The organism is Ruminococcus sp. HUN007 (assembly GCF_000712055.1).
Taxonomy (GTDB): Bacteria; Bacillota; Clostridia; order Oscillospirales; family Ruminococcaceae; genus HUN007.
The window spans coordinates 2676040-2692935 of record NZ_JOOA01000002.1 but is presented as its reverse complement, the minus strand read 5'-3'; the positions used below and the strand labels follow the sequence as shown (position 1 = coordinate 2692935).

The window sequence follows — 16896 nt, the reverse complement described above, 5'->3', positions numbered from 1 at the left end:
TGCGAAGCATCGCATGAAACCGCGGCAGTCTCCACCGGATATCCGTCCGGAAAGCGTTTCCCGTGAAAGGAGGGGAATATTCACGAATAAAAGAAAGTTCATACCGCTTGCCATATCTTCGATGATGATGATAACGCTCTGCTTTATTTCATCGCTGCGTATCTACACGTACAACGAAGAGGAATCTTTCATGTACATGCTGGTAACGCTGCTTCTCATTTTCCTGCTGATCTCACAGGCAATACGAATGAAGCAGAATATCTACAAGTACTTCAACCGTATTGAACGAAGTCTCGACCAGGTAAAGTGCTACTGCCTTTACAATTCGCCTGAGCCTATCGCCATCACGGACAAGACCGGTAAAATTCTCTGGTACAACAACGCTTTTTTTGATACAATTTCAAACGGAACCGACGCATACGGAATGAGCATCTGTGAATCTCTCCTCATCGACGCAGACTGTCTGCAGGACAAAAAAGAGTTCACCGTTGAATACGCAGATAAAAAATACAGCGTAAAATGCGTTGAAAGCCGTGACTACAAGGTGGATTTCGAGATCCTGTTTTTCAAGGATGACACTGACTATATCAGCATATGCCAGGAATACAGCGACAAGAAACCTACTGTGGCTTTTTTCGTTATAGACAATTACGAGGAAGTATTCCAGAACACCAAGGAAAGCGAACGTTCCAAGGTGCTTGCAAATCTTGAACAGGCACTCGAAAACTTCACTTCCGGTCAGAACAGCATGATACAGCGCTGTTCAAAGGACCGATTCCTTATTATTTTTGAAGACAAGCATCTTCGCAAGGTAATTGAAGAACGTTTCAGTATACTTGACGTGATCCGCAAGGCAGGTGCCGGAACCGGTATCATGCTCACCGTTTCGATCGGTGTCGGAGCAGGCGGAAACTCACTTGCTGAAAGTGAGGTCTTCGCCAGGGAAGCTCTCGACATGGCTCTCGGCCGCGGCGGCGACCAGGCTGCTGTCAAAACGGAAAACGGCTACGAATTCTTCGGAGGACTTTCCAAGCCTGTTGAAAAACAGTCAAAGCTCAAAACACGTCTCAAATCGATTGCAATACAGAAACTCATCGATGACGCTTCGACAATTTTCATCATGGGTCACATGAACGGCGACCTTGATGCACTCGGTGCTTCGATCGGTCTTTCATGCGCTATATCGATACTCGGAAGAAAGTCGTACATCGTAATAAACGAAAGCACCCACCTTGCACCGGAACTCATACAGCGTGCCCGTGAACAGATAAAGGACATTTCGTTCATTACCGAGGCTGAATCTCTCGAAATGACCGACCGCGACAGTCTTCTCATCATCGTTGACACGCACAAGAAGGCTCTGCTTGAAAGCAAGGCACTTTACGAGAAAGTAAAGAACACTGCAATAATCGATCATCACAGAAAAGATGTCAACTACATAGACAACTCTCTTCTGTTCTTCCATGACCCGAATGCCTCATCCGCATCGGAAATGGTAACGGAGATCATCCCTTACTTCAAGAATTTCACAAGGCTTCCTGAAGAAGCAGCCAACGCTCTTCTTGCCGGAATCATGCTCGATACGAAGAACTTTGTTATCAGGGCAACGGTAAGAACCTTCGAAGCAGCTGCCTACCTCAAGAAAATGGGAGCCGACACAGTTTCAGTAAAGGAATTTTTCACAAACAGCATAGATTTCTACAGAATGAAAGCGGCGATCGTTTCCTCCGCCGAACTCTACAAGGGCTTTGCGGTATCTGTTGTTGAAACGACACCTGAGCTTGAAAAATCCATGAGAGTCATTGCCTCACAGGCTGCCGACGAGCTCATGAACATAAGCGACATAAGTGCTTCATTCGTAATTTTCGACGCTGACGGAAAAATGAATATATCAGGACGTTCCTACGGAAAAGTAAACGTCCAGCTGATAGTGGAAAAGCTCCACTACGGCGGCGGACACCAGACAATGGCGGCCGCACAGATACCGGACATCACCGCTGAGAAGGCCAAGGAAATGCTTCTTGATGCGATCGAACAGTATCTGCTGGAAAATATGACAGACACTAAAACACTACCTCAGAAGGAGAATTGAAATGAAAGTAATTTTTACACAGGACGTTAAAGGCTCTGGCAAAAAGGGCGAAATAAAGAACGTATCAGACGGATACGCAAGAAACTTCCTTATCACAAAGGGACTTGCAGTTGAAGCAACCCCTAAAAACTTAAGCGACCTTGAAGGAAAGCAGGCATCTGCACAGCACAAGATCGACGTTGACACTGCGGAAGCAAAGAAAACCGCGGATATCCTCAACGACAAAAAGATCGTTATCAAAGCCAAGGCGGGTTCATCAGGAAAGCTCTTCGGTGCAGTAACATCTGCACAGATCGCGGACGAGATCGCTGCCCAGTACGGACAGAAAGTGGAGAAAAAGAAGATCTCACTCAAGTCCGAGATCAAGAACTTCGGTGAATACGAAGCCGAGATCAAGCTCTACACAGGAATTTCCGCAAAAATGAAAGTTGAAGTAACAGAGGCGTAAAATGGATAATAGCTACGATCAGACACAAACGGTAGCTGGTTTTGAATTGCCTCACAGTATTGAAGCCGAGCAGTCTGTACTCGGCTCAATTCTTTATGATCCGAATGTTCTGGCAGTAGTACTCGAAAAGATCAAACCGGAATGCTTCTTCCTCGAACAGCACCGACAGCTTTTCTCGATAATGGTGAGAATGTTTTCAGACGGTTCCACCTCGGACATCGTTACTGTTCTGAATGAAGCTCTGGCCATGAAGATCTTTGATACGGAACAGGAAGGCAAACATTATCTTGTCTCAATGGTACAGTCAGTGCCTTCCGTTTCAAACATCGAGGACTACTGCAATATTGTTGCTGAAAAGTATTACGCAAGAACACTGGCAGCAACAGCGCAGCAGATCCTGAGCGATATCGCCTCAGGTGGTTACAGTGCCTCTTCCCTGCTGGACTCGGCAGAACAGAAGATCTATGACATACGTCAGGGACGTGACACCACTGGTCTCACACCGCTCAATGACGTTGTCTACGGGGCTTACGACCAGCTTGCCAAGATCACCGGTCCGGACAAGGAAAAATATCTCGGTGCAAGGACAGGTTTCACCAAACTTGATACATACACAACAGGTCTTAACCGTTCGGACCTTATAATCCTGGCTGCCCGTCCTGCCATGGGTAAAACGTCCTTTGCCATGAACATCGCACTGAACGTTGCAAGAAAAACTGAAAAACAGGTGGCAGTCTTCTCACTCGAAATGTCCAAGGAGCAGCTTGCGACACGACTTCTTTCCACAGAAGCTCTCGTAGACAGTAAAAAGCTCCGAAGCGGACTTCTGGAAAAGGACGACTGGATGCGTCTTGCTTCCAGTGCCGACACACTCTGCCGTATGCCGATGCTCATCGACGACACGCCGGGCATAACAGTACAGCAGATGAAGGCCAAACTCAGGAGAATAAAAAATCTCGGTCTTGTGGTTATCGACTACCTTCAGCTCATGAACTCCACACTCAAGACCGACAACCGAGTAGTTATCATCTCGGAGATCACAAGACAGCTCAAGATCATGGCCAAGGAACTTGACGTGCCGATCATCCTTCTTTCACAGCTCTCACGAGGTCCTGAATCACGTACAGACAAGCGTCCTATGCTTTCGGACTTACGAGAATCGGGTTCCATCGAGCAGGATGCCGACATAGTTATGTTCCTCTACCGTGATGCATACTATAATCCTACAACATGCACATCGCCTAATGTCAGTGAATGTATAGTTGCGAAAAACCGTCACGGCGAAGTCGGCACCGTGGAAATGGTCTGGGATGGTCAGTTCACACGTTTTGCCAACAAGGAAGGCTGATCATGCTCGGTCGTATACTTTCTGATATTGAAAAATTCCGCATGACGGAAAAAAATGATCACATTGTCGCTGCGCTCTCGGGAGGAGCTGACAGTGTCTGCCTGCTGCTTGCACTCAGCGAACTGCAGGACCAGCTTGGGATCACCCTTTCCGCCATTCACGTAAACCACTGCCTCCGCGGTGAGGAAAGCGACCGGGACGAGAAGTTCTGCCGTGATCTCTGCCAAAGGCTTTCGGTTCCATTTATCTGCGGAAGATTTGACGTAAATGCGGAAGCCGCAAAGATGAAAATGTCAACTGAGCTTGCAGCACGCGAGATACGCTACCGCTTCTTTGCCGAACAGACAGCCGGAAAAAAGCTTGCCACTGCCCACAACGCCAACGACAACGCTGAAACGGTGATATTCAATCTCACCCGTGGCACCGGAACAAAGGGTATTGCAGGAATACCTCCTGTAAGGGATAATATAATCCGACCTCTGCTTGGAGTCACCCGAAACGAAATAGAAGCATTCTTAAAGGAACGGAAACAGGACTTTGTGACAGACTCCACCAATCTGTCTGACGACTATACAAGGAACACCATCAGGCACAACGTAATACCTGTGCTTGAAAAGATAAATCCTGCTCTTTTCAGAACAATTTCGGCTGATTCGGATAATTTCCGGACTGACAGTTCATTCATTGAATCAGAGGCGGAAAAAGCTTATTCCCGGTTTTCAGAAAACGGTAATACACTGCGCGGTATCTCAGAGCTTCACCCTGCAGTCCGCAGGCGCTGCATAGCGAGACTTCTGACAGAAAACCATATCGAAGTAAATGCCGGAAGGATAGCCGATATGGAAAAAGCCGCACTTACCGGCGGCAAGATCAATCTTAAGGGAGATATTTATGCCGAAGCGGCAGATGATGTACTGAGGATAACAGTCATCCCGAAGAAACCGGTATCTGCCGGAAATGTATGCATTCGCGCTGCGCAGGGCGAAAATACTTTTCTGAACAAAAAAGTTTATATCACATACGCAGATATAAACCAGTATGAAAAGGACGGATTTCCGCCGTGCACTGCCATGATCGACGCTGACTGCATCACGGGAGACCTGGTGCTGCGGAACAGAATGCCGGGTGACCGGATAAAACTTGAAAACAGAAACTTTACTTCTTCAGTAAAAAAACTGTTAAACAGCCTTACCGAACCTGAAGAACGCGACAGTCTCTGCTTTGCTGCCGACGATTCCGGAATTCTGTTCATCGAAAAAGCGGGCATAGCCGACAGGGCACGAATCACTAATAGTACAAAAAAAAATATTGATGATAAGAGTAGTTTGTGAAGAAAACGTTACTATTCACGGCCAAATAATGTAAAATAGAAAAATGATAATGGTGCTGAAAACATTGAAAATGCGATGTTTTCAGCACTGTTTTTTTTACGTAAAAAAAGTACAAAAAAGCATAGTGGTATTTGTTTAAATAGATACCAATAAAACTATTGACATTTTCGTTGGTATGTGATATAATAATAAGTACCAAGTGTAGAAAGGAAGCTGAAATCATGTCGATTGTACGCTACACAGATAAGAAAACCGGAAGAGTGGTTCTTTATGAATCAACATCACACTACGACCCTGTAACCAAACAATCAAGACCAATACGCAAGTATCTTGGAGTGGAAGATCCGGTAACGGGAGAACTGATACCGTCTACAGGAAAGCCGGGACGAAAGGCTAAATCAGAATCAAATAGCAATACTGTTGAAACGAAGGTAACAGCAGAACCGGATTACAAGGAAATCATAAAAAAACTAAAAGAAGAAAGTATACAGAAAGATAAAAGAATCAGCGAACTTGAAAAACAAAATGCTATTCTTAAAAATCACTTACTGAACATAAAGGAATCAGCAGAAAGAGCGCTGGAACAGAAATAAAACAGAACAGGAAGCAAGCTATGAACAGGCAGTTTTTTATCAATACATCATTACAATATGAAAATAAAAGACTTAAACGTCTGGTAAAAGAATTTGAAAATGGTGAGAGATATAAAAAACTGCAGCATAATCATCATCTCATATATCTTGGATATCAGAGGCGGATAAAACAGCTTTGCAGACAAGTTCGGTCATCAAAAAATGCAGTGAAGAAAGTACGCGATATCTGGTATGAACAGCTTGTAATTGAATGCGAAAATCACACCAAAGAGCTTGATGAAAAGATAGATACAATCTGTAAATTAAGACAGGAAAACTATGATTTGTTCTGTGAGTATCAAAAAAAGCTTGCTAAGAAGGACGAAGAATATCAAAAAGCACTTGACGAGAAAGACACCATAATAGAAACACTTAAAGCCGAGATCCGGCATATGAAAGCGGTACAGGACAGAGATGGAACCAATACATCTCTGCCTACATCGCAGACACCAATCGGGAAATCAAAAGCAAGACCAAACAGCAGAGAAGAAACCGATAATTCCAAAGGAGGCCAAACAGGGCATAAAAGATCAGAGCTTGAACCACCTGCAGAAGAAGCAATAACTGATATAACGGAACATTGTTTAACTGAAGATGACTGTTGTCCGAAATGCAAAAAAGATGAGTTTGAATATACCGGAAAAACAGAAAATCGCTATGAAATAGAAGTAGAAGTTAAAGTAAAGAGGGTGAAGCATAAGTATTACGTCTACAAATGTAAGAATTGCGGGACCCTGGTGATCAGCAGAACGGCACCTGAAAAAAGAACGAAAGTAAGATATGGAGCAAACGTACAGGCAATGATACTTGTTTTGCTGAATATTATGAATTCGTCAATAAATAAGGTTCCTGTATTCTTTCAGGGCATAACAAACGGAGAGATCAGTCCGAGTGAAGGGTATGTAGCTAAAGTACAGGCCAGAGCCGCCAAAGCACTGGCAGTTTTTCATAATGATTTGCGAAGGGAGTTACTTAAAAGACTGCTCATTTACTGGGATGATACCGTGGTTTACGCCGATACCAAAAGAATCTGCCTGAGATTTTACGGAGACGAAAGAATCGCGTTCTTTGCAGCCCATGAAAACAAAGATATGAACGGAATTCTTCTGGATGGAATACTTGAAAATCTTTCTGCTGAAACATCTGTTATGCATGATCATAACAGCATCAATTACAATGAACGTTTTGTGTTCATAAATATTGAGTGTAATGCACATTTGCAGCGCGATCTTCAGAAACTTGCAGATGAAACCAATCATGAAGTACTGCTTGAAATAAAAGCATTGATATCAGCAACGATAAAAGACCGAAAGAATCTGATACAAGCAGGAACAACACGATTTGATGATGGATATCTTGAAAATTTTGAAAGCAAGCTTACAGAACTTCTGCAAAGAGCAGAAACGCTGGCAGAAGCGAATACATCAAAATATTCAGGCGGTCCGGAACGCGCTCTGATACGCAGAATCATAAAATATCGCAGCAATTACTTCGCCTGGGTATATGATTTCAGTCTGCCTACAACAAATAATCTCTCAGAACGAGCACTACGTGGGACGAAAACAAAAATGAAGGTGTCAGGTCAGTTCGCATCTTCAAAAACAGCAAATAACTATGCAATGATTCGTACATACATTGAAACATGCCGAAGAAATGGAATCAACGAATATGATGCATTAACAAGATTATGTGATGGTAACCCATATACTGTCGAAGAAATATTTGCTGAATGTGAATAATAAAAAATACAGCACCACCAGGCCGGTAATAAAACCGGTCCAGTGGTGTTGTTTTCTTTTGTACTGGGAAAATTAGGTCGTGAATAGTAACAAGAAAACATGAAATTATAGAGCTCTTTCCTTTTATGCTTGACTTTATAACGTTTTCAAGTTAAAATATTCTTATTGATGTTAAAACACAAAAGACAGGAGTGATGTCATTGACACCTAGAAAGAACAAGGGGCTGCTGACTTATATCTGCATTGCAGCAGTAATAATTATAGTTCTCGGAGTACTCGTACCGAAGCTCGAGCCGACAGGCCAGGGCAAGAAATATTCTGAAATAATGCACGAATTTGATGAGTACAGGGTAACTGAGTATACTCTCAATCTCAAGAGCGGCGAGCTTGAATACTATCTCGAAGGCTCTTCGGATAAAAACACATATATAGTCCCGAACGTAAATCTTTTCATAAACGATACTGATTCTGAAATAGCCGACTACAGAGCCGGTTACAGGGAAAAGCACAACGGTGAGGACGTAAAGGTAGACTACATCAGGGGTTCAGATAATTCCTGGATCATAACAGTCGTTCCGACAGTACTCCTTCTTATAATGGGAGTAGCGCTTTTCTTCTTCATGATCCGTCAGGCCGGCGGCGGCGGAAAATACGCTAACTTCGGCAAGGCAAACATAAGACCTTCAAACGGCAAAAAGACTACATTCGATGATGTTGCCGGTGCCGATGAAGAAAAGGAAGAACTCAAGGAGATCGTTGATTTCCTTAAGAATACCAAGAAATATGACGAGATAGGTGCAAGAGTTCCTAAGGGTGTTCTCCTTCTGGGCCCTCCGGGTACAGGTAAGACTCTTCTTGCCAGAGCCGTTGCAGGCGAAGCAAACGTTCCTTTCTTCTCTATCTCAGGTTCTGACTTCGTTGAAATGTTCGTCGGTGTCGGTGCTTCACGAGTACGTGACCTGTTCGAACAGGCAAAGAAAAACAGCCCGTCCATCGTATTCATCGATGAGATCGATGCTGTAGGACGTCACAGAGGCGCAGGTCTCGGCGGCGGACATGATGAACGTGAACAGACACTTAACCAGCTCCTCGTTGAAATGGACGGCTTTACAGCCAACGACAATGTTATCGTAATGGCTGCGACAAACCGCCGTGACATTCTTGATCCGGCACTTTTAAGACCGGGCCGTTTCGACAGACAGATCGTTGTAAACTATCCTGACGTCAAGGGACGTGAGGATATCCTCAAAGTGCATGCAAAGAACAAGCCTCTCGGTCCTGACGTTGACCTGAAGGTAATTGCCAAAACAACACAGGGCTTTACAGGTGCTGACCTTGAAAACCTTCTTAACGAAGCTGCTCTCCTTGCAGCCCGCCAGAACAGAAAGGCTATCATCGAATCAGACATCGAAGAAGCTACAATGAAGGTGATCGCAGGTCCTGAAAAGAAATCACACATCGTTACAGACCGCGACAAGAAGATCACAGCTTATCACGAAGGCGGACACGCCATCGCAGCTTACTATCTCGAAACACAGGACAAGGTACACCAGATCACAGTTATCCAGCGTGGTATGGCTGCCGGTCTTACAGTTACAAGACCTGAAACAGATGATTCACACATGACAAGAACAAAGATGCGTGAATCCATCGTAATGCTCCTCGGCGGACGTGTTGCAGAAGAGATCGTTCTCGATGACATCTGCACAGGTGCTTCAAACGACCTTGAACGTGCCACAAAGGTAGCAAGAAACATGGTAACAAAGTACGGCTTCTCAGAGAAGCTCGGAACTGTTGTTTACGGCGATGACAACGGTGAAGTATTCCTCGGCAAGGACTACGGCCACACAAGAAACTACAGTGAAGAGATCGCATCAGAGATCGACGCTGAAGTACGCAGGATCATCGCGGAAGCTCACGAACAGTGTGAAGCTATTCTCCGAGAACACCTCGATGAACTCCACCTCGTTGCAAAGTACCTTATCGAAAACGAAAAGATCGACGGCGACGACTTCGAAAAGCTCATTCACGGTGAACTTGATGTTAAAAAGGATGAAATTCCTTCTGAGAAAGAAAAGCCTACTGAAACCGACATAAACATAAATATTCCGGAAGAAAAGAAAGACGAGCCGGAAATTTCAGTCGGATTTTCAAAAGAAAGCGACGATACTGAAGTATCCGTTTCCGTTGATTCAGCAAAGAAAACCGATTCTGAGGATTCAGATAATACAGAAGAATAAACCAGAAAGCACGCAGACATAAAGTTTGCGTGCTTTTGTTTTGCCCGAAAAAAATACCGGTCCCCCGCGGAGTGCCGGTATTTTTGATAGTACGCTGAAAGCGTACATTTATTTACTTGTGCTGCCGAAGCCGCCGTTTCTTACTTCTGTGCAGTCATCGTCAAAAGTTATTCCGTACTCAGTGAAGATTCCCTGTGCAAAGGCGTCTCCTGCTTTAAGGGAGATAGTGAGGCCTGTATTTGATGCATTGGTAAACTTGATCATGATATGGCCTTCGTTATCAGAATAGTAGTAGTCACTGTCGATGATGCCGACTGTGTTGTTGAGCTGCATGCGGTACTTGAAGCCAAGTCCGCTTCTCGGATAGCACCCGAGCATCCAGCCTTCTTCTATCTTTACTCTGATGCCCGTAGGAAGCTTGATTGTCTCATTCGGGGCAAGAGTAAAGTCTGTCGGTGTGTAGAAGTCGTAGCCGGCTGAACCGGATGTTGCTCTTTTCGGAAGCTTAATGCTGTCGTAAACAGCTCCGGCCTGCTCGTCACTTACGCCGTCGAAGGAATCTTTCCAGTCCTTTATAAACTGTTCACGGCTTACTTTCTGAAATTCTGCTATTCTTTTCATAATACCTGTCCTTATTTTTATATTATTTCAAAGCTATCCCCCTCCCGCCGGGAGGGGGATCATTACTATTATTTGTTACGGCATACATCTGATGCGTACAGACGTATCTGTCCGCTTTATTTATACACCGAGCTTGTCGATCTTCTTTGAAATGTACTGTCTGATAGTTGCAAGGTCAGTAAGACCTACTTTTCCGTCACCGTCTACATCAGCATTTGTGAATGCGTTTCCTTTGAGTTCCTTCTTGTCAACAAGGCTGAGTGCAAGTGTTGAAAGGTCTGTAACGTCTACCTTTCCGTCCTCATTTACGTCACCATATACAGCCTTTTCTGAAGGATTCGGAGTTTCTGTTGGTTTTGGACTCTCGGTTGGCTTCGGACTTTCTGTTGGCTTCGGACTCTCCGTTGGCTTCGGGCTCTCTGTCGGCTTCGGGCTCTCTGTCGGCTTCGGGCTTTCTGTTGGCTTCGGGCTCTCTGTTGGCTTCGGGCTTGCAGGAGTTGAATCTACAGGCTTGCCGTCAGATTTCTTTCCGCCGTCAAGGTTGCTTCCCTCGCTGTTTGCATATGAGGAATAGAAATCATTGAGTGAAACACCGTTTTTGCCGAGTGCTACCTGATGGTCAAGACCAACATACTTTCCGCTTGAAGATGTCTGCCAGAGTGACTTTTCGAAAAGGCCGTATTTTGCTTCATCCCAGTTGTTGAACTGAGTGTCGAGAAGTCCGCCCGTATCGCCTGAGTTCGGGTTCAGGCACCAGAATGTGTGGTTGATATGGTGGTCGATCATATAGTCACGGAGAAGCTCCATCCACTTCTGGTTCGGGCCGTCATCCATGTGTCCGCCCCATTCGCCGATGAGAAGCGGTGCGATTTCATCTGAATTGATATATGCCCATGTATCACGCCAGTAATCATCGAGAAGTGTTTCAGTTGAAAAGTCCTTGTCGAACCATGACTGAGCGTATACTGACGGGCCGTAGTCGTGAGGTGAGTAAACGATCTGACCTGATTCAGGAAGAACCGGAAGATCCTTTACACCGCGGAGGTTACCGCCCCACCATGCGCCGTACCACTTTTCCTCGCCTGCCTTAGGCTGGAATACGTCTGCAGTATTCCATGTAGCATTTCTGTCGAATCTTGGTGACTGTTCAATACCTTCGATGAGGATGAGTGCATGCGGATTTACCTTGAGGATCGACTTTGCGCACTCTTCGGAAGAGTATTTCCAGTTGTTCTTGTCTGTAGAATCATCCCACTTTGCCATGTTTGCAGGGCAGCTGCTGCCGTCGTAACCGCGCTTTCCGTGAGGTTCATTCTTCAGGTCGTATGCGAGGATGGTATCGTCATTTGCGTACTTTTCAGCAAGCCATGTGATGGAATCCTTCCAGTTGTCCCATGTGATCTCCTTGCCTGAGAAATGTCCGGTAGCCATACCGTCGCAGTCCTCGGCTGTCGGTTCGTAGTACCAGAGATTGTAGTTGTGTCCTGAATTGTGTGAAGCCGGACTGTGTACGTCAACAAGCGCCTTGATGCCGTACTTCTTCATCTTCTGCATGATTATGTCGAAGATCTCCATTGAATTCTTCAGAGTCTTGCCGTCTGCTTCACAGAAATCACGGTTGATGTTGCCGTACTTGCCGGCAGGAGTAACTGTACCGTCTTCGCCTACTTCATCCTTAGGAGGATTGTAGCTTGCCTGAACCGAGCTTACCGGAAGCGGTTCTCCGTCCATCCATGAAAGCAGGAGCTCAGTTGAGATAGGGAAACGGATGATGTTGATACCGTGATCTGCGATACTCTGAAGCATGTCATCAACGTCTCTTGCATAAAGACCGTGAGGTGCGTTTTCCGAACAGTTAAGACCGAACCAGTTTGCACCGGTAAGCCATACTTCATTTCCGTTCATGTCGTAAATACGGCTTCCTTTTGTATGGAGCCAGTCATCACCGCTGTCATCGACTGCAGCAAAAGCTGTGTCATTTACCTTTTCAGATGCAGGTGAATATCCGCCGAAGCAGGTACCTGCAACAGCTGCAAGACAAAGAACAGCTGTAGTTTTCTTAAATAAACCCATATTGATTACCTCCGTAATTCATTCTGAACACACAGGGCTTATACCTGATGTTTTCATATAAAAACCAACTAACTTTATTATATCGTATCAGCAAATATACTGTCAAGGGAAACACTGATTAAATCGGAAATGCGGCTTTGGCGGATTTCCGGATGCGGGATCTGCGGGGCTTCGCCCCGGAGCACGGCGCTGTTAAAATGACTTTCAATCATTTTAATCAGATTTTTAGTGTCAGACAAAGACCCGAAGTTTTTTACGCTCCGGGTCTTTGTGTTATGTATGAAAAGAATTAAATTACATTACTGAGGACCGAGCTTGTCGATCTTCTTTGAAACAAACTGTCTGATCGTTGCGAGATCCTGAAGTGTTACCTTTCCGTCTCCGTCAACGTCGCCTCTCTTTGTCTGTTCAGCATCAAAAGGCTTCTTGTCAACGAGGTTAAGTGCTACAACTGAAAGGTCTGTGATATCTACCTTTTCATCACCGTTTACGTCACCGTAAACAACTGTTTCAGGCTTTTCAGTTGGTCTTGTTACACCAGGTGTCGGTGATTCCTTCGGCTTGTCAGGAGTCTTCTCTGCATTCGGCTCTTCAGTCGGCTTAGGGCTCTCTGTCGGCTTTGGTGATTCTGTTGGCTTTGGAGAAGCAGATTCTGTCGGCTTTACAGTCGGTGAAGGCTGCACTGTAGGTGTAACTGTTGGTGTTGCTGTTGGAGTAACAGTTGGTGTAACTGTAGGTGAAGCAGTTGGTGTGGCAGTTGGTGTCGCTGTAGGTGCAGATGTCGGTGAAGCTGTAGGACTTGCACTTGCTGTCGGTGAAGGACTTGCAGGTGCCTTTGTAGGTTCCTTTGTAGGTGCCGGTGTTGAATCAACAGGCTTGCCTGATGAAGTCTTACCGCCGTCGAGGTTGCTTCCTTCGCTTGCTGCGTAGTTAGCGTAGTAGTCGTTAAGTGAAATACCGTTCTTGCCAAGTGCTACCTGGTGGTCAAGACCGATGTACTTGCCGCTCTTTGTCTGCCAGAGAGCTTCCTCGAAGAGTTCGTACTTAGGTTCGTTCCACTTGATAGTTGTACCCTTGCCTGCCTGGAATCCGAGATCGTCCCAGAGTCCGCCTGTATCACCTGAGTTTGTATTGAGGCACCAGAATGTGTGGTTGATGTGATGCTTGATCATGTAGTCACGGAGAAGAGTCATCCACTTCTGGTTTTCCTTACCGTCCATGTGTCCGCCCCATTCACCGATGAGTTCAGGACCGATATCTTCAGCATTGATATATGCCCATGTATCGTACCAGTAGTCATCGAGAAGTGTCTTTTCAGTAAAGTCCTTTTCGAACCATGTCTGAGCATATACTGACGGGCCGTAGTCATGAGGTGAGTAAACTATCTGTGATGTACCCTGCTTAGGCTTGATAGGGAATTCTCTTGCACCGCGGAAGTTACCGCCCCACCATGCACCGATGTACGGTGAGTTGTCACGTCTGTCAGGCATGCCCCAGTAGTCGCCTTCCATAGCACCGCTCATTGACTGTTCAACACCTTCAACGAGGATAAGTGCCTTAGGGTTTACGTCGAGGATAGCTTCAGCACACTTTGTAGCTGCATAAGCCCAGTTGTTTTCGTCTTTTGAGCCGTCCCACTTTGCAGCTTCCTTGCCTTCCTGACCCTTTCCGTGAGGTTCGTTCTTAAGGTCGAAAGCAATAAGTGTATCGTCGTTCTTGTATTTGTCAGCAAGCCATACGAGTGAGTCGATCCATACGTCTGTTGTTACGCCTGCCTTGCCGTACCAGAGATTGTAGTTGTGACCTGAGTTGTCTGTGTGCGGGCTGTGGATATCGATAAATGCCTTGATACCGTGCTCCTTGCACTTTCTCATCATGATATCGAATACCTGCATACTGTCAACAGGAGTCTTGCCGTCTGCTTCACAGAAATCAGCATTGATAGTGAATGCAGGATCTGCGTTTGCAGAGAAACTGTTTACCGGATTCGGCTTGCCGTTCATCCATGAAACGATAAGCTCAGTTGAAATAGGGAAACGAATGATGTTGATACCGCGGTCAGCGATCTCTGTAAGACAGTCATCAGCATCAGCGCTCCAGAGATAGTGCGGGCAGGCTTCGTTACAGTTGAATCCGAACCAGTTGGCACCTGTGAGCCATACCTCGTTCTCGTTCATGTCGTAAAGTCTGCTGCCCTTTGCGTGGAGCCAGTCATCGTTGTTTGAATCCACTGCAGCATTAAGTTTTGTTTCTCCCGCATTGCCGTTTGCATACGAGAAGCTGAATGTGCCTGCCACTGCAACAGCACACACAGCTGAAATAAGCCTCTTAAAAATACTCATAGCAGCATTTTCCTTTCTCATCATTCATAATTAAAACAATACAACAAAATACCATTTTTCTGATTTATATTATACAATGATATTCACTTAAATGTCAAGGGAAATAATTAAAATAAACAAACCGCGTAAATTCAATACCTGTATTTTTATACAATAAGAATTAATATACACAAAGCCCCACCGATTATATGAACCGGCGGGGTGAAATTGTATATTTGTGTTTTTTAGTTTTTACACAGTAGCTTCGATCAGTTTCTTTCCGTCAATAAGATATTCCTTTACGCCCTGTTCTTTTTTATCATTAAAATTAAAACTCAGCATATATCCGGTCTGAAGGTCAAATCTGTCCAGATACTCGCAGATCTGTTTTTCCCCTTCTTCGTTATAACGCGGACCGTGCCATATTTTCAGCTCGATAATATACTGTTCTCCCAGATAATCAACGATAACATCTGTTCTCAGCTGATCTCTGGTCTGTGCCTCAATATAAAAATTTCCGGTTCCGTTGATGATCGGTTTTAAATAAAGAAGGAAAAATTCACGTCCTTCCCCCTCCTTAAACCTATCCACCAGTTTCTCAACTACCTGATCATAGGTCTTTATAAATCCGAGGAATATTGCCTGCATGTCAAGCTTTCCGTTTCTGATAAAACGGTTTTTCTCCAGTTCACTGCTGTTATAGAAAATACTGTTTCTCAGTTCAGCATCTGAAAGGAAAAGATTATAAAGCCTTGTTTCGAATATACGGTTAGCAACTCTTACACAGTTGTGATCATTTCTGATAAGTCCGTACATCTCCATTTTCACAATATCATCCTGATCGGAGTTATATGTAAGTTTTATACCTTCCATCAGAATACTTCTTATGGCATCTTTAAGAGCCGGATGCAGATTCAGGTTTTTGGTTATTGTCTGAAACAGAGTATTGCTTTCTGAAAGTATCAGCTTCAGAGCCTCTAAGAAACCATTTTTGGTCCACGCATCACAAAGCGGCATTTCAGCCGAAACTTTCTCATCAATCAGCTGACATAAGCGGCTCACAAGGAACGGATATCCGCTTGTCTGCTCCCAGATGAGCTTTGCCATATATGCAGTATCCATACCCGTATGATGATCTGATTCATATTCATCAAGCATTCCTTTGATGCCGTTCTCCGGAAGACTCATGTCTATATCAAAATCAGCGGCGATATTCCACGGACTGTTCTCTTTCTGATCAGCATCCGGTCTGATTTTTCCCTTAAGATGTTTTACATCCGTAACCCCGGCAAGAATAACAGAATGAAAAGCCGGAATATCATCTGCCTCTCTGCTGATATATCCTTCACGCAGCAAACCGAGAAAATCGAGAAAGACCTGATTATCGGAGGCACTGTCAACCTCATCTATGACCATGACAACAGGCTTGTCAGAAATCCCGCACCATTCGTTCAGCGCTATAAACAGCTCGTCCATTTCTGCTTTGTCATCCCGGCGCAGTAAAAATCCGTCGATCTGCTGCTTTACAGAATCAGGCAGCAGCATATATGATTTGCTGTTCTTCTTTAAAAGTCTGCAGAAAGCCCTGACAAAAGTGTATTCATCAGCAAAATTTGCCTTAGTCAGGCCTTCAAAACTCAAAGCTATAACATTGTACTCACTTTGCAGTTCATTCCGAAGCGCTCTTAATGTAGTTGTCTTTCCGTACTGCCGCGCCCTGTTGATCGTAAAATATTTTCCCGCATCGACCAGCTCTTTGATTTTTTCTATTCTTGCAGAAATATCAACCATATAATGCTTGTCCGGTCTGCACAGAGCCGTTGTATTGAAGCATCGCATATGTCATGTCCCTCCGATCTTAAAATGTTCTTATTTTCGAAGCATATCAATTTATATCATAGCATCTAATCGCCTAAAATTCAAGTTTTTCTTACGGAACGTATAAAAGATTTCCTTACCCTTACTCAATTTAGAATAATCTATTATGTTTTTAATAAACACTTCAGGATGTGTTGGATTTATGTTTTCCATTGCCTTATCTACAGTCTCAA

General features: G+C 44.7%; 11 protein-coding genes. 7 read left to right on the top strand and 4 right to left on the bottom strand.

Going from position 1 to position 16896, the window contains the following annotated elements:
- The first annotated feature begins 13 nt into the window (after window positions 1-13).
- From CC97_RS15830 to ftsH, 7 genes are all read left to right on the top strand, one after another.
- Window positions 14-2092 carry a DHH family phosphoesterase gene (locus CC97_RS15830; RefSeq protein ID WP_049962972.1) on the top strand — a complete coding sequence of 693 codons (2079 nt, stop codon included), beginning with the start codon at window positions 14-16 and terminating at the stop codon, window positions 2090-2092.
- Between the two features lies 1 nt (window position 2093).
- On the top strand, window positions 2094-2540 hold the full coding sequence (rplI, locus tag CC97_RS15825; protein ID WP_044976138.1) for a 50S ribosomal protein L9: 447 nt from the start codon (window positions 2094-2096) through the stop codon (window positions 2538-2540).
- Between the two features lies 1 nt (window position 2541).
- Window positions 2542-3888: a replicative DNA helicase gene (gene dnaB, locus CC97_RS15820; protein ID WP_044976136.1), complete on the top strand. Its 1347-nt coding sequence runs from the start codon at window positions 2542-2544 to the stop codon at window positions 3886-3888.
- 2 nt (window positions 3889-3890) lie between these two features.
- Complete coding sequence (tilS, locus tag CC97_RS15815) at window positions 3891-5219, top strand: tRNA lysidine(34) synthetase TilS (RefSeq protein WP_049962971.1); 1329 nt, start codon at window positions 3891-3893, stop codon at window positions 5217-5219.
- A 221-nt stretch (window positions 5220-5440) separates the two neighbouring features.
- Window positions 5441-5812 (top strand): hypothetical protein, encoded by a 372-nt coding sequence (locus CC97_RS15810; RefSeq protein ID WP_044973469.1) that lies wholly within the window; start codon window positions 5441-5443, stop codon window positions 5810-5812.
- A 20-nt stretch (window positions 5813-5832) separates the two neighbouring features.
- Entirely contained in the window at window positions 5833-7590 is a 1758-nt protein-coding gene (locus CC97_RS15805; protein ID WP_044973470.1) for a transposase, read from the top strand.
- Window positions 7591-7790: 200 nt separating this feature from the next.
- On the top strand, window positions 7791-9830 hold the full coding sequence (gene ftsH, locus CC97_RS15800) for an ATP-dependent zinc metalloprotease FtsH (protein ID WP_242848181.1): 2040 nt from the start codon (window positions 7791-7793) through the stop codon (window positions 9828-9830).
- A gap of 108 nt (window positions 9831-9938) precedes the next feature.
- Here the strand turns inward: ftsH and CC97_RS15795 are convergent, their stop codons facing one another.
- The 4 genes from CC97_RS15795 to CC97_RS15780 all read right to left on the bottom strand — a co-directional run bounded on the left by CC97_RS15795 (window position 9939) and on the right by CC97_RS15780 (window position 16684).
- Window positions 9939-10451 carry a deoxyuridine 5'-triphosphate nucleotidohydrolase gene (locus tag CC97_RS15795; RefSeq protein ID WP_044976132.1) on the bottom strand — a complete coding sequence of 171 codons (513 nt, stop codon included), beginning with the start codon at window positions 10449-10451 and terminating at the stop codon, window positions 9939-9941.
- A gap of 120 nt (window positions 10452-10571) precedes the next feature.
- Window positions 10572-12524, bottom strand: coding sequence for a cellulase family glycosylhydrolase (locus CC97_RS15790; RefSeq protein ID WP_044976130.1), 1953 nt, complete (start codon window positions 12522-12524; stop codon window positions 10572-10574).
- A gap of 299 nt (window positions 12525-12823) precedes the next feature.
- Window positions 12824-14866, bottom strand: a complete 2043-nt coding sequence (locus tag CC97_RS15785; RefSeq protein ID WP_044976128.1) for a cellulase family glycosylhydrolase — start codon at window positions 14864-14866, stop codon at window positions 12824-12826.
- A gap of 231 nt (window positions 14867-15097) precedes the next feature.
- Window positions 15098-16684 carry an AAA-like domain-containing protein gene (locus CC97_RS15780; RefSeq protein WP_044976126.1) on the bottom strand — a complete coding sequence of 529 codons (1587 nt, stop codon included), beginning with the start codon at window positions 16682-16684 and terminating at the stop codon, window positions 15098-15100.
- Window positions 16685-16896 lie beyond the last annotated feature (212 nt).

Coding starts and splice junctions, on each gene's coding strand:
- CC97_RS15830 (WP_049962972.1), top strand. CDS start 14: ATGAAACCGCGGCAGTCTCCACCGGATATCCGTCCGGAAAGCGTTTCC.
- rplI (WP_044976138.1), top strand. CDS start 2,094: ATGAAAGTAATTTTTACACAGGACGTTAAAGGCTCTGGCAAAAAGGGC.
- dnaB (WP_044976136.1), top strand. CDS start 2,542: ATGGATAATAGCTACGATCAGACACAAACGGTAGCTGGTTTTGAATTG.
- tilS (WP_049962971.1), top strand. CDS start 3,891: ATGCTCGGTCGTATACTTTCTGATATTGAAAAATTCCGCATGACGGAA.
- CC97_RS15810 (WP_044973469.1), top strand. CDS start 5,441: ATGTCGATTGTACGCTACACAGATAAGAAAACCGGAAGAGTGGTTCTT.
- CC97_RS15805 (WP_044973470.1), top strand. CDS start 5,833: ATGAACAGGCAGTTTTTTATCAATACATCATTACAATATGAAAATAAA.
- CC97_RS15795 (WP_044976132.1), bottom strand. CDS start 10,451: ATGAAAAGAATAGCAGAATTTCAGAAAGTAAGCCGTGAACAGTTTATA.
- CC97_RS15790 (WP_044976130.1), bottom strand. CDS start 12,524: ATGGGTTTATTTAAGAAAACTACAGCTGTTCTTTGTCTTGCAGCTGTT.
- CC97_RS15785 (WP_044976128.1), bottom strand. CDS start 14,866: ATGAGTATTTTTAAGAGGCTTATTTCAGCTGTGTGTGCTGTTGCAGTG.
- CC97_RS15780 (WP_044976126.1), bottom strand. CDS start 16,684: ATGCGATGCTTCAATACAACGGCTCTGTGCAGACCGGACAAGCATTAT.